At 61.5% G+C, this 13,414-nt stretch carries 12 protein-coding genes; 6 read left to right on the top strand and 6 right to left on the bottom strand.

Annotated elements, in window-relative coordinates; translation table 11 throughout:
- Positions 1-33 precede the first annotated feature (33 nt).
- The gene (ftsH, locus tag SRB521_RS00135; protein WP_371824763.1) at positions 34-2,163 is read right to left on the bottom strand and encodes an ATP-dependent zinc metalloprotease FtsH; all 2,130 of its coding nucleotides are present in this window, start codon (positions 2,161-2,163) and stop codon (positions 34-36) included.
- Positions 2,164-2,364: 201 nt separating this feature from the next.
- Here ftsH and rlmB point away from each other — a divergent pair, with 201 nt between their 5' ends.
- A complete protein-coding gene (gene rlmB / locus SRB521_RS00130) occupies positions 2,365-3,141 on the top strand; it encodes a 23S rRNA (guanosine(2251)-2'-O)-methyltransferase RlmB (RefSeq protein ID WP_058116703.1) in 777 nt (258 codons plus the stop codon).
- Positions 3,142-3,166: 25 nt separating this feature from the next.
- Positions 3,167-5,335: an HAD family hydrolase gene (locus SRB521_RS00125; protein WP_116721603.1), complete on the top strand. Its 2,169-nt coding sequence runs from the start codon at positions 3,167-3,169 to the stop codon at positions 5,333-5,335.
- A 75-nt stretch (positions 5,336-5,410) separates the two neighbouring features.
- On the opposite strand, the gene SRB521_RS00120 is transcribed toward SRB521_RS00125, so the two are convergent.
- The 4 genes from SRB521_RS00120 to SRB521_RS00105 all read right to left on the bottom strand — a co-directional run bounded on the left by SRB521_RS00120 (position 5,411) and on the right by SRB521_RS00105 (position 10,901).
- Positions 5,411-6,505, bottom strand: a complete 1,095-nt coding sequence (locus tag SRB521_RS00120) for a hypothetical protein (protein WP_116721604.1) — start codon at positions 6,503-6,505, stop codon at positions 5,411-5,413.
- Positions 6,506-6,640: 135 nt separating this feature from the next.
- Positions 6,641-8,698: an ABC transporter ATP-binding protein gene (locus SRB521_RS00115; protein WP_075704909.1), complete on the bottom strand. Its 2,058-nt coding sequence runs from the start codon at positions 8,696-8,698 to the stop codon at positions 6,641-6,643.
- The gene (locus SRB521_RS00110) at positions 8,698-10,434 is read right to left on the bottom strand and encodes an ABC transporter ATP-binding protein (RefSeq protein ID WP_116721605.1); all 1,737 of its coding nucleotides are present in this window, start codon (positions 10,432-10,434) and stop codon (positions 8,698-8,700) included. The genes SRB521_RS00115 and SRB521_RS00110 overlap by 1 nt, the downstream gene beginning before the upstream one ends.
- Positions 10,428-10,901 (bottom strand): MarR family winged helix-turn-helix transcriptional regulator, encoded by a 474-nt coding sequence (locus SRB521_RS00105; protein WP_052082653.1) that lies wholly within the window; start codon positions 10,899-10,901, stop codon positions 10,428-10,430. Before SRB521_RS00105 ends, SRB521_RS00110 begins: the two co-directional genes overlap by 7 nt.
- A gap of 193 nt (positions 10,902-11,094) precedes the next feature.
- Between SRB521_RS00105 and lexA the strand changes: the two genes are divergently transcribed.
- The 4 genes from lexA to SRB521_RS00085 are packed head-to-tail and all read left to right on the top strand — an operon-like array spanning position 11,095 to position 12,894.
- On the top strand, positions 11,095-11,706 hold the full coding sequence (gene lexA / locus SRB521_RS00100) for a transcriptional repressor LexA (RefSeq protein WP_033117638.1): 612 nt from the start codon (positions 11,095-11,097) through the stop codon (positions 11,704-11,706).
- A 1-nt stretch (position 11,707) separates the two neighbouring features.
- A complete protein-coding gene (locus SRB521_RS00095; protein ID WP_116721606.1) occupies positions 11,708-12,151 on the top strand; it encodes a VOC family protein in 444 nt (147 codons plus the stop codon).
- A 39-nt stretch (positions 12,152-12,190) separates the two neighbouring features.
- Complete coding sequence (locus SRB521_RS00090) at positions 12,191-12,661, top strand: methylated-DNA--[protein]-cysteine S-methyltransferase (RefSeq protein WP_075704905.1); 471 nt, start codon at positions 12,191-12,193, stop codon at positions 12,659-12,661.
- A complete protein-coding gene (locus SRB521_RS00085) occupies positions 12,661-12,894 on the top strand; it encodes a hypothetical protein (RefSeq protein WP_058116698.1) in 234 nt (77 codons plus the stop codon). The genes SRB521_RS00090 and SRB521_RS00085 overlap by 1 nt, the downstream gene beginning before the upstream one ends.
- 107 nt (positions 12,895-13,001) lie before the next feature.
- On the opposite strand, the gene rpsT is transcribed toward SRB521_RS00085, so the two are convergent.
- The gene (gene rpsT, locus SRB521_RS00080; protein ID WP_033117636.1) at positions 13,002-13,265 is read right to left on the bottom strand and encodes a 30S ribosomal protein S20; all 264 of its coding nucleotides are present in this window, start codon (positions 13,263-13,265) and stop codon (positions 13,002-13,004) included.
- Positions 13,266-13,414 lie beyond the last annotated feature (149 nt).

The raw sequence follows: 13,414 nt of genomic DNA, 5'->3' as shown, positions 1-13,414 counted from the left end.
GTCCGTGTGGACAGGCCCGGTATTTTTGTTTGATCAGAGCTCATCGTCGTCCTTGCCGGGCTCCGGCCAGCCTGGGTCGCTCCCCTGGGGGAACGACTCCTGCTCCTGCGTTTCCCCCGCGTCCTGGCTCCCGTCAAAGATATGGATCTTTCTGGCGGGAGGCTCATCGCCCTGGGGCACGGCCCGGGTGGAAGCATAGGCGTCCTCCACCTGGGTGGGGTCCCGGCCCTCGATGATGGCCACCATCTCTCCGCCGGTGATGGTCTCCTTCTCCAGCAGATAGGCCACCACCTTGTGCATGTCCTCCAGATTGTCCCGGAGCAGCGCCACAGCGGCCCCATAACACTGGTCCAGCAGGTCCTTGACCGCCTTGTCCATGCGAGCCGCGGTCTCTTGGGCACAGTCCAGCCCATAGCCGCCGTCCAGGTACTGATTGCGGACGGAGCCCAGGGCCATCATGCCGAATTCCTCGCTCATGCCGTACATGGCCACCATGTTTCGGGCGATATTGGTGGCCTCCTGGATGTCCTGAGAGGCCCCGTTGGTCATGGTGTTCAGCACCACCTCTTCGGCGGCGCGCCCGCCCATGGAGACGGTGATCTTGGCCATCAGCTCATCCCTGGTACGCAGGTTCGTCTTATCCTCTTCGGGCATCAGCAGGGTATAACCCAGAGAGCCCTCGGTGTGGGGGACGATGGTGATCTTCTGCACCGGCTCGGCGTTCTTCTGCTTATAGGCCACCATCGCGTGGCCCACCTCATGATAGGCCACCAGCTTTTTCTCAAACTCAGTGAGCACCGAATTCTTCTTTTCACTGCCTGCGATGACGAATTCAAAGGAGGCCAGCAGATCCGCCTGGTTCACCGTCTTGCGGCCCATACGCACCGCCCGGAGGGCGGCCTCGTTCACCAGATTGGCAAGGTCTGCGCCCACAGTGCCAGCGGTGGCCAGGGCGATCTTTCGGAGGTCCACGTCCTCGGCCAGCTTGATCCTCCGGGTGTGGACCTGGAGCGTGGCCAGCCGCCCGGCCAGATTGGGCCGGTCGATGGTAATGCGCCGGTCGAAGCGCCCGGGACGCAGCAGGGCCTGGTCCAGCACCTCGGGCCGGTTGGTGGCCCCCAGGACGATGACGCCCTTGCTGGGGTCAAAGCCGTCCAGCTCCGCCAGGAGCTGGTTCAGGGTCTGCTCCCGCTCATCGTTGCCGCCCAGCCGGTTGTCCCGGGACTTGCCGATGGTGTCGATCTCATCGATAAAGATGATGCAGGGGGCCATCTTGCTGGCCTCCTTGAAGAGGTCCCGGACCCGGGAGGCGCCCACGCCCACGAACATCTCCACAAAGTCGGAGCCGGAGATGGAGAAGAAGGGGACGTTGGCCTCGCCGGCCACGGCCTTGGCCAGCAGCGTCTTGCCGGTGCCCGGGGGGCCCACCAGCAGCGCGCCCTTGGGCAGCTTGGCGCCGATCTCGGTATACTTCTGCGGGTTGTGGAGAATATCTATGATCTCCACCATGGATTCCTTGGCCTCGTCCTGACCGGCCACATCCTTAAAGGTGACGCCGGTGGATTTCTCCACGTAGACCTTGGCGTTGGCCTTGCCCACGCCGCCCAGACCGCCGCCCATCTTGGACGACATGTTCCGGAAGAGGAAGGAGAGGAGCACCATCATCAGCACCGTGGGCAGGATCCAGGTGAGCAGGAACTCGATGATGGGGGAGAGCTGCTCAATATAGGGAGCCTCATAGCCCACGCCGTGCTCGTCCAGGATGTCCAGCAGCCGGTCATCCGCGATGGGGGCGCAGTAATAAGTGTCGCCGTCCCCGCGCTCAGACCGGACGGCGCCGGCCACCTCCTCCAGATTTTCCAGCCCCGGTATCGGGGTCACCTCCGGCTGAGAGGTTTCCTGAGGCGTGGACGCCGAAGGCCTTTTTTCCCCTTTGGGATAGATGGTGTACTTGTTGCTCTCCAGCAGTACCCGCTCCACCTTGTCCTCCCGCACCATCTGGAGAAACTCGCTGTAGCTGATCTTGGTGGATTTTGAGGTCGACATAGAGGTGTACAGGAAGTTCACCATCAGAGTAATCACAAGAGCCCAGAGGATGATGGAGACAATGCCCATCATATTCTTATTGGATGAGGGGCCCTTACCGCCGCTGTTCTGATTCAAAAGGCGTGTCCTCCTTTTGGAAACAATTCGCCTGCTATCTTTTCTCATAACAAGTTTGTCTGTATCTTACCACACCACACCTTAAAAAACAAGAAAACGGGCGGTAAACTTTCTGTGAATGGGTCCGTATTCTCTCTTTTTATCGGCGACCAAATATGGTATACTGTTTGCTGATTGAATGGAAAGGCAGGACAAGCCAGCATGAGAGAACATCGGACGGGCCGGCCGGAGCCCATGGCGGAGGCCGACGGCATCATCGAAGGCCGCAACGCCGTGATCGAGGCGCTGCGGGCCGGGACCCCCATCGATAAGATCTATCTCGCCCGTGGAGAGACCGACGCGGCCTTGGGGCACATCGCCTCCACGGCAAGGGGCAAGGGCATTGTGGTGGTGGAGGCCGACCGGCGGAAGCTGGACGGCATGAGCCTCACCCACTCCCATCAGGGGGTCATCGCCATGGCCGCCGTTCGGGCGTATGCCACGGTGGATGCGATTCTCAGCGCCGCCCGTGAAAAGGGAGAACCCCCCCTGGTGGTGGTGTGCGATGAGCTCTCCGACCCCCACAACCTGGGGGCGGTCATCCGCACCGCGGAGTGCGCCGGCGCCCACGGCATCATCATCCCCAAGCGCCGCTCCGCCGGGCTCACCGCCATCGTGGCCAAGACTTCGGCGGGTGCGGTGGCCCACGTCCCGGTGGCCCGGGTGCCCAACCTGCCCGCCCTCCTCAAAGAGCTCAAGGAGGAGGGCCTGTGGGTCTTCGGCGCCGAGGCAGACGGTACCACCCGCCTCTATGACGCGGATCTGAAGGGTCCCGCCGCCATCGTCATCGGCAGCGAGGGCGCCGGAATGGGCCGTCTGGTGGCCGAGTGCTGCGATTTTAAGGTCAGTATCCCCATGCGGGGCAAGCTCAATTCCCTCAACGCCTCCGCCGCGGCCGCCATCCTGCTCTACGAGGCGGTCCGCCAGCGGCTGGGCTGATATCAAACGCAAAAGGAAGTCCGATATGTCAAAAGACCGGGACGATGAACTGAATAGCAGCCCGGAATTTTCCCTGGAGGAGATCCTGGCCGAGTTCGGCGGCGGAGGGCAGAGGGACGACGCCCCCTCCGCCGGAGGTCCCGACCTCCCCTGGCCGGAGGCCCGGCATGCGCCTCCGCCTCAGAACGTGGTGCCTTTTCCCGGCATGCGCGCCCAGGACCCGCCTGCGGAAGAGGCGCCGTCAGAGGGGGAGGAGGCTCCGGAGGAGGAGCTTCCCCCGCCTCCGCCGCCGGGGAAGCCCAAAAAGCCCCCCGTCTCCGAAAAGGTCCTGGAGTTTCCCGAGGACGAGACGCCGCCCCTTCAGGCGGGCATCGAGCATCTGAAGCGGAAAGCAGATGCATACGCCGAGAAGATGTTTGAGGATGAGGGGAAGGAGGTCTCAGAGGAGACCGTCCGCTTTGAGCGCCTCATCCCCGGCGTGGACGAGGAAGACGACGACGAGGAGGCGCCCCGTCCACGGGAGCGGAAGCCCCGAAAGGCGCCGGAGCCGCCGCCGGATCTGCCGCCCGGCCAGTTGGCCGGGCGGTACGGCAAGGGCCTGGGCCTGCTGCGGCTCCGCACGGCGCTGGTCTTTCTGCTAACCCTGCCGCTCCTCTGGATGGCGCTGGCGCCCTTCTTCCTCCTGCCCCTGCCGGGGGCGCTCCAGGGCTCCTTCCCCCTCCAGGTCTGGTGCTCGGCCGGGCTGCTGGCCGTGTCCATGGTGCTGGGGATCGACGTCCTGGCCCGCGGCCTGGTGCAGCTCTTTCTGTTTCGGCCCGGGGCGGACACCGCCGCCGCCTTCGCCTGTGTCTTTACGCTGGCGGACGCCCTCACACAGTTGGAGCAGATGCCGGAGCGGGACACCCTGCCTTACAGCGCCGCCGCGGCGCTGGCCCTCTTTTGCTGCATGTGGGGGACCTATGCCAAGCGCCAGGGCCTGCGGCTCTCCTGTCGGACGGCGGCATCCGCCTCCACCCCCTATCTGGTGACGCTGGACCCCAGGAGCTGGAACGGAAGGGACACCTATGCCAAGTGGTCCGGCCCCATTCACGGCTATGGAAGCCAGATCCAGGAGGAGGACGGCGCGCAGCGGGTCTTCCGTATCTCCGTCCCCCTGCTTCTGCTGGGCAGCTTTCTCTGCTCCCTCATTGCCTCGGTGGGGGAGGGGAGAGGGGATCACCTGCTCTGGTGCCTCTCCGCCACGCTGACGGCCTCCGCATCCTTCTCCGGGCTGCTCATTTTTGCCCGTCCCTACCGGACCCTGGCCCGGCGGCTCTCCTCCAGCGGAGCCGCCCTGGCGGGCTGGTCCGGAGCGGTTAGATCGGGCAGGGCCATCCTGCTCACCGACACCGACCTCTTTCCCCCCGGCATGGTATCCCTCAACGGCATTAAGGTCTTTGGAGACTTTTCCGTGGAAAAGGTGGTGGCCGTCTGTGCCACCCTCATCCGGGAGAGCGGCTCGGGCCTGGACAAGATCTTTCACGACCTGCTCCGGGCACAGGGTGCGGTCTACCGCCGGTGCAGCGGCTTCCAACGCCACGAGGGTGGCGGGCTGTCCGCCGATATCCGCGGCGAGCACATTCTGGTGGGCTCCGCCTCCTTTATGGCACTGATGGAGGTGTCCCTACCCCAAGGGCTCAACGTCAGAAACGCCGTCTTCTGCGCTATCGACGGGGAACTGGCCGGTATCTTTGCCCTCAACTATGTCCTCCACGGAACCATCTCACCGGCCATTTCCGCCCTGGTAGGGGCCCATGTCTCCCCGGTGCTGTGCACCAGGGATTTTAACCTCATCCCCGCCATGCTGCGGCAGAAGTTCAAGCTCCCTGTGGAAAAAATGGACTTTCCCTCTGTGGAGCGCCGCACCGAGCTCTCCGATCCGGACGCGCCGCACAGTCCCCGCATCACGGCGGTGCTGTGCCGGGAGGGGCTGGGCCCCTTTTCCGAAGCCGTGGTGGGGGCCAAGCGGCTGAAGATCGCCGTGCGCATCTCATCGGCGCTGTCTGTGTTGGGCTCTGTTATCGGGTTGCTTCTGGCCTTTTATCTCACCTTCGTCTCCGCTTGGCAGTCCATCTCCCCGGCACAGATGGTGGTCTTTCTCGCCGCATGGCTGGTCCCCACGCTCCTCATCTCCAATTGGGTGAACCGCTATTGAGCGCCTCCGGCCTCGACAGACAAACGCGCGGCGGAGCAGGGCCGAAAAACCCTGCTCCGCCGCGCGTTCTTATCTTCAGGCCGCATCCGCTTCCTGCCGGGACTCAAAATACTCCCCCCACGCCAGCCCCAAATTGCCCCGGACCTCCTCACGGAAGGCCACAAGCTGGGGATATTGGTAGAAAAAGTCCAGCTTTCGGGACCATACGTCCTCGTCTGCCCGAAAATCTCTGGGGCGAAGGACAAAAAAAGCAAAACTCTCACAGATATCCTCCGAGGGATCTGTGGAGGCATAGGGCGTAATAAAATCGTCACAGTGGCGGAGGAAAAAGTTATAGGTGTCGTCGCAGGCCAGACAGTCGTCCAGATAGCCGGTCCAAAATTCCTGGTAGAAGTTGTTCAAATAGGAGTCCGCCAGAGTTACCATACCCGGTTCATTGTAGGTATCCAGCGTCTGCTCCGACGTATAGATCACCTGGGTATCGTTGAGAGATAGGTAGTGGAAATATTCGTGGAGGACCGTCTCCACAAAGTACTCCCGATCCTCCGCGTCCGCAGGGTCCACGGCGATCTCCCAGCGCGCTCCAGCATCATCCAGCGCCCAGACATAGGCCACTGTCTCCTCCGGTCCGTCGGTAAAGACGGTGAACTGGTCAAAGCCCTCAAAGGCGCCCTCCGGCAGCAGCGTACACATCTCCTCCCACAGGCCCAGGAGCTCTGTTTCGCTCCAAGCCCCGCCCGACAGGTCATTTGCCGGGTCCGGCGTCAGCGCGCCGCCGGCCCTGATTTGGTAGACCGCCAAGGTCCGTTCCCGCGGGCTCCGGTAGCCGAACCCCTCCTCATCACCGCCCAGATATCGGATGGTATAGGCGTCATAGAGCCCGGAAAGCCGCCGCAGGAGCCGCCATTCATAGTCGCTGCGCTCGTAGTTTCCCTTTGCCTTGCGCTCTGTCTGGATGGCCCGTATCTTGCTCCAAAGATCCAGGGCCTCCCGGCGCTCCTCAGCGGTGATCTCATCCTTCAGCAGGCCCAACTGGACATCCAGCTCCGCCTGTGCCGCCGCCGTATCCGTTCGGCCCGTGCCTGACGGCAGCAGCTTCCCTCCGGTTTGTCCACATCCCGCCAGCAGAAGCACCAGCAGAACAGCGGATACCAGTCTCTTTTTTCTCATGTTTCCCCTCCGGATCGACTTGGTTTTCCACCATTATACCGGCCGATGTGGAAAAAAACAATTCTCAGCCTGAAAAATGGGGAGGTCCCGGTTGTTCTAACCGGGACCTCCCCTTCAGCAGACAAAACGGCTTTTTTATTCCAATTCGGCCCCACCGGTGTAGAGCTGGTAGTACCGGCCCTTTTGGCCGATCAGTTCCTCATGGTCGCCCCGCTCTATGATGCGGCCGCCCTCCAACACCATAATCGCGTTGGAGTTCCGAACGGTGGAGAGCCGGTGGGCGATGACAAACACGGTACGCCCCTCCATCAGGGCGTCCATGCCCTTTTGGATGATGCGCTCGGTGCGGGTATCGATGGAGGAGGTGGCCTCGTCCAGGATCATCACCGGAGGGTCGGCCACGGCGGCACGGGAGATGCCCAGGAGCTGCCGCTGGCCCTGGGAAAGGTTGGCGCCGTCGCCGGTGACCATGGTATCATAGCCCTGGGGCAGGCGGCGGATAAAGGAATCCGCTCCCGCGATGCGGGCGGCCTCCACGCACTCCTCGTCGGTGGCCTCCAGCCGCCCGTACCGGATATTTTCCATCACGGTGCCGGTAAAGAGGTGGGTATCCTGGAGCACCACGCCCAGGGAGCGGCGCAGATCATCCTTTTGGATGGCCTTGACGTCGATGCCGCCATAGGTAATGACGCCGTCCTGGATCTCATAAAAGCGGTTGACCAGATTGGTGATGGTGGTCTTGCCCGCGCCGGTGGAGCCCACAAAGGCGATCTTCTGCCCGGGGTTTGCAAAGACGGTCACATCGTGGAGGATCTGCTTGCCCGGCACATAGGAGAAGTCCACATGCTGGAAGCGCACCGCCCCGGTGAGCTGAGCCAGCACATAGCCCTCCTCCCGCTGTACATCGCCGCGGATGCGGTGGAGCCCGAAGGCGGGATCGTCCTTATTGACGTATTTCCACGCCCACAGGTGGCCGGGCACGTCCTCCCCACACTCCACCAGTTCGTCATGCGCATCCTTGCTTGCGCAGACCAGAACAAAGCGGGGATTCTCCGGCACCTTCCAGGCCCAGTCATGGACATGGGCGCCCTGGGGCGCGGGCGTCATCCGGCCCTCGCTGTCCCGGACCACGGGGACCAGGGTCACAAAGCCCTCGTCGGTCTCCGGGGTCTCGTCCATACACTCGAAGATCCGCTCGGCGCCCGCCAGTGCGGAGAGAATGGTGGTGAGCTGCTGAGAGATCTGATTCATGGGCTGGCCCACCTGCCGGCAATAATTGAGGTAGAGGGTGAAGGAGCCCAGCGGCAGACCCATGGCGATGGACAGCACTCCGCCGAAGGCGGCGGTCAGGGCATAGCCGATGTTCATGATGTTCATGGCGATGGGCATGATGGCGGTGGAGTAAAAGTTGGCCGCGGTGGCGGAGGCGCGGTAATTCTCATTGAGCCGTGCAAAGAGCGTCTTGGCCTGCTCCTCGTGGGTGAAGGCCTTGACCACCTTCAGCCCTTCAATGGTCTCCTGGATATTTCCGTTGACGGCGCCCAGGTCGGCCTGCTGCTTCTGATAATACCTCCGGCTGCGGCCGCCGAAGACCTTGAACACCACGAAGGTGCTCCCCAGAGTGACCACGGACACCAGGAAAAGCAGTGGGCTCACCACCAGCATCACCACCACGATGCCCACAAACATGAGTACGCTGGAGAGGAGGGAGACCACGCTCTGTTCCAGGGCGAGCTGCACATTGTCCGCGTCGTTGGTGAAGCGGCTCATGAGCTCTCCATGGGGGTGGCGGTCAAAGTAGGATAGGGGCAGGGTCTGCAAATGGTCGAATAGATCCTTCCGCAGGCGGTTGGTGCCCCTCTGGGCCAGTTGGACCATGATGGCCGACTGCCCGTAAGTGGCCACCCAGCCCACGGCATAGATGGAGATGAGCTTGCCCACATCGGCCGCTAAACTAGACACGCCGGTATAGCTGCCCGCGGCAATGTTGTTGATGATGACCAGGTTGATGAAGCTGGAACCCGCAATGTTGGTGACCACTGAGCCCAGCAGACACAAAAGGACGATGAGGAGCGGCCACTTCCGCCGGGCCAGATAGCTCATCAGGCGGGAGACGGTCTTTCTCAGATTTTTCGGCTTCTGGAAGCCGCCCCGGTTCTGGCCAGGGCCACCGGGACCACGCTGCTGCGCCATTATTCCTGCACTCCTTCCTGCTGAGACTGGTAGATCTCCTGATAGATTTCGTTGCGGGCCATGAGCTCGTCATGGGTCCCGATGTCGCTGATATGGCCGTCGTCCAACACCAGAATGCGGTCGGCAGACTGGACCGAGCTGATGCGCTGGGCGATGATAATAACCGTGGTGCCGGCCAGGTTTTCCTTGAAGGACTGCCGAATCTTGGCGTCCGTGGCGGTATCCACGGCAGAGGTGGAGTCGTCCAGGATAAGGATGGCCGGGTGCCGGAGCATGGCCCGTGCAATACACAGCCGCTGCTTTTGGCCGCCGGAGACATTGGTGCCGCCCTGGCTCATCTGGGTGTCGAAGCCGTCGGGCAGCGCCATGACGAAATCGTAGGCCTGGGCATTCTTGGCGGCCTGGATCATCTCCTCCTCAGTGGCGTCCGGGCGGCCCCACAGCAGATTCTCGCGGATGGTGCCCGTGAAGAGGACGTTGTTCTGAAGCACCATGCCGATGCGGGCGCGGAGCTCATCCAGGGGATAGTCACGCACGTCCACCCCGTCCACCAGGACAGCGCCGTCGGTGACGTCGTAAAACCGGGGGATCAGGTTCACCAGAGAGGACTTTCCGGTACCGGTACCGCCCACCACAGCCAGGAACTCGCCGGGGCGGACGGTGAAGTCGATGTCGGTGAGAACATTCTCCCCGGTGCCCCCGGCCTGGTACTTGAAGTCCACATGGCGGAATTCCACCTGGCCCTTGGGCGCAGGCAGCGTGTCGGCGCCGCAGGAGCCGTCCTCAATGGAGGGCTCGGTCTCCAGCACCTCGTCGATTCGGCGGGCGCAGGCAATGGCGCGGGAGAGCTGCAGCAGACTCATTCCCAGCATCATGACGCTCATCAGAATCTGGAAGATATAGGTGATAAAGGAGGAGAGGTCGCCGATGAGCATGCCGCCGGACATCACAGTGGAGCCGCCCAGGTAGAGCACGGCGGCGGTGGCGCCGTTGAGGGCGATCATCATGATGGGCATCATGGCGATGACTCGCATATCCACATTGATGGCGGCCTTGGTCAGGTCGTCGTTGGATTTTTTAAATTTGGTCTTCTCGTAGCCCGCCCGGACAAAGGCCTTCACCACCCGGACCCCCACCAGATTCTCCTGCACGGTGCCGTTCAGGGCGTCGATGCGGGTCTGAAGGACCTGGAAAAGGTGGTTGCACATACTCATGAGCACGCCGATAGCGATCACCAGCAAGGGGATGGCCACCAGCATGACCATGGCCAGCCGGGCGTTGATGCTGATGGACACGGCCAGGGCGGCCACCAGCATCACGGGGGCTCGGACCAGCATCCGCAGCGCCATGGTGACCATCATCTGGATGGCATTGACATCGTTGGTGATCCGGGTGATGAGGGAGGCGGAGGAGAAGTGGTCGATGTCCGCGAAGGAAAACTCCTGTACCTTGTTATAAATGCCCCGGCGCAGATTGGCGCCAAAGCCCTGGCCCGCCACGGCGGCCAGCTTGGCGCCGAACATGCCGCAGAGCATGCTGCCCACGGCCAGCACCAGCATGATGCCGCCCATCTTTAAAATGTAGGAGAGGTCGTTGCCCGGAATTCCCACATCCACGATGTTGGCCATAAACCGGGGCAGCGCCAGCTCACAGAGTACCTCCAGCACCATGAGAAGGGGTGTGAGCACGGCGTACTTTTTGTATTCTCCCAGATAGGGAAGAAATTTTTTCAGCATTGACAGTTCATCCTTTCCGGTGGAAGATCCCCCCGCAGATTGTGGAGCATCCGCATGAGATAGCCGCAGGCCTGCCGCGTCTCCTCGGGGCGAAAGCCCTCGAACATGCTCTGGTCCACCGCCTCAAAGACCTGGACGCACCTCTGGATGGCGGCCTCTCCCTTGGGGGTGAGCCGCACCGCCTTCCGGCGCTGGTCGGTCTCGTCGGCCAGCTTTTCCACATAGCCCTCCCGCTCCAGGGACTTGAGGGAGACGGCCACCGTGGCGGGGGAGACATGCATGGCGTCGGAGAGCTCTTTCTGGGCTGCAATCCGGCCCTCCCGCCCCTTGTCCTTGAGCAGGAACAGAATCATGGGCTGTCCTAGTGTCCCCAACCCCCTGCGTGACAATTCCGTTTGAATGGCCTGCTTCCTGGCCCGTTCTACAGATTGAAAGAGAATGCCGGGCATGTTTTCCCGCATCTCCATAGAAAAGACCCTCCTTCTTTTTTAAATAGTTAGCCTACTTATGATTAGCATGTTTACATATTGTAATACGAGTGCTCTGCAATGTCAATGAAGTTTCTGTGAACAGCATCCCCCAAATTTCTTAGAACGCTTGTTTGACTTTTTGTGTGTTGTGTGGTATGATACAAGAAATCCATACAAGGGAGGGGCCGCCATGAAGGCGCTGACGGAAAAGCAGCGGCAAATCTACGACTATATCATCTCCTTTCAGCGGGATCACGGCTATCCCCCCTCTGTCCGGGAGATCGGCGAACATGTGGGGCTCAAATCCCCCTCCACAGTCCACTTCCATCTGAAGGGGCTGGAGGCGGCGGGCCTCATCACCAAGGCGGAGGGAAAAACCCGGGCCATCACGGTGGCGGGCGGCTTTCCGCCGTCGGAGGCCGATCCCCCCGCCGACCGGGTACCAGTGGTGGGGAATGTGGCCGCCGGGTCGCCCATTCTGGCCGAACAGTGCATCGAGGACTATCTCGCCTTTGACACCGGCGGCCTGACCGGAGAGCATTTCGCCCTGCGGGTCCGCGGTGAGTCCATGCTGTACGCGGGCATTTTGCCCGGAGACTACGTCGTCGTCCACCAGCAGGAGCACTTCCGAAACGGTGAGATCGTGGTGGCCCTTTTTGAGGATGAGGCTACGGTCAAGACCCTGCGCCGGAAGGACGGACATGTCTGGCTCATGCCGGAGAATCCGGAGTACCAGCCCATTGACGGCGATGGGGCCCAGCTTTTGGGCAAGGTGGTGGCCGTAATCCGGCGGTACGACTGATATGCGTCCCCACATCGACCATGTGGAGCTCACGGTCTCCGATCTGTCCCAGGCGGAGCGGTTTTACGACGCGCTGCTGCCCCTGCTGGGTTTTGATCTGAGGCATAAGGGCCGGGGAGATTTTTCGGATTTCGATCACACGGAGATCGATTACGCCACCGCTGATTTCAGCCTGGGTCTCGTCAGTCCCCGTCCTGAGCTGGCGGGAGAGGGCGTCTGCCGCCGGAAACCAGGAGCCTTGCACCATCTGGCCTTTGCCGCCGACAGCAGGGAGGAGGTGGACCGTCTCTTTGCACAGGTCCGCGCCATTCCCGGCGTGCGGATTCGGATCCCACCCAAGTGTTACCCAGAATATACCCCGGATTACTACGCTTTCTTTTTTTATGACACCGAGGGGATCGAACTGGAAATCGTCCACTTCGCCCGGAAACGTTACTTTTTGTGAGATGTCTTGTTTTGCCCTGTGGAAAGGAGGTCGTTTCCTGTGGAGCTGCTCTCCGTCCCCAGCCGCTTGGGGACCTTTTTTCTCGGTGGAGAAGCCGGCCATATCATCCGGCTGTATCTGCCCGGTGATCCGACGCCCCGCATCGCGGAGCACGAAACGCCCGTGCTCTCAGAGGCGCGGCGGCAGCTACTGGAGTATTTGGCGGGCCGCCACACAGCCTTTTCCCTCTCCCTGGCCCCGGAGGGAGGCACGCCCTTTCAGCGGCAGGTCTGGCGTGCCCTGGAGGCCATCCCCTTTGGTGAGACCCGGACCTATGGGCAGATCGCGGCGGCTGTGGGAAGCCCAAAGGCGGTCCGGGCCGTAGGACAGGCCAACCACCGCAATCCCATCCCCATTTTTATTCCCTGCCACCGGGTGGTGGGTGCGGACGGGACCCTGACCGGCTATGCCGGCGGCCTGGAATTAAAACGTTCCCTATTGAAACTGGAGCGTGGAAAGGAGTGCCCCTGATGTTGAAAAACTGGTGTGCCGCAGGGCGGCTCATGCTCAGGGATATGGATCTGGAGGACATGGCCGCCCTGAAGGTCTGTCTCCTGGCCATGGGGACCCTTTTGGGACTAAGCGTTCCCTTTCGATGGAAAAAGCCCGCAGCCCTCTTGGGCTCCTTCCTCTTTGTGGGGACCTACCTTCCCCTGATGGTCAGACTACTGGAGTGCCTAACCAGAACGGAACGCGAGACCTGATAGAAACAAAAGCCGCCCGGAATTTACATTCGGGCGGCTTTTTCTTTCTGTCTCGGGACACAAAAACCGCCTGCTTTCGCAGGCGGTTTGTTTTGCAGAAGTTCCACTCAGGCCAGCTTGTTCAGCTTGATGGTCATGGCGCTCTTCTTGTTGGCCGCGTTGTTCTTGTGCAGCAGGCCCTTAGCAGCAGCCTTGTCGATGGCCTTGACCGTGGTCTTATAGACGCTATCGGCCTCGCTGCGGTTGCCTTCGGCCACCACGGCGTCAAACTTCTTGATCTGGGTCTTCAGCGCAGACTTGGCCGCCTTGTTCCGGGCCGCCTTGGTCTCGTTGACCAGTACGCGCTTCTTGGCAGACTTGATATTCGGCAAACCAAACACCTCCTCCGATGGTATCTCAAATTTCACGGGTCCTGCCCGTGCAGGTATCTATTTTACCAGCCCGAGCCGAAAATTGCAACCTATTTTTTCACTTTTTCTGCGATTTTTGAATATCTGTCTCCCATACGCTAAAAATAGAA

Source organism: Intestinimonas butyriciproducens, assembly GCF_004154955.1.
GTDB lineage: Bacteria > Bacillota > Clostridia > Oscillospirales > Oscillospiraceae > Intestinimonas > Intestinimonas butyriciproducens.
The sequence above is the reverse complement of the archived record's forward strand: the minus strand, read 5'-3'. Positions and strand labels throughout refer to the sequence as shown.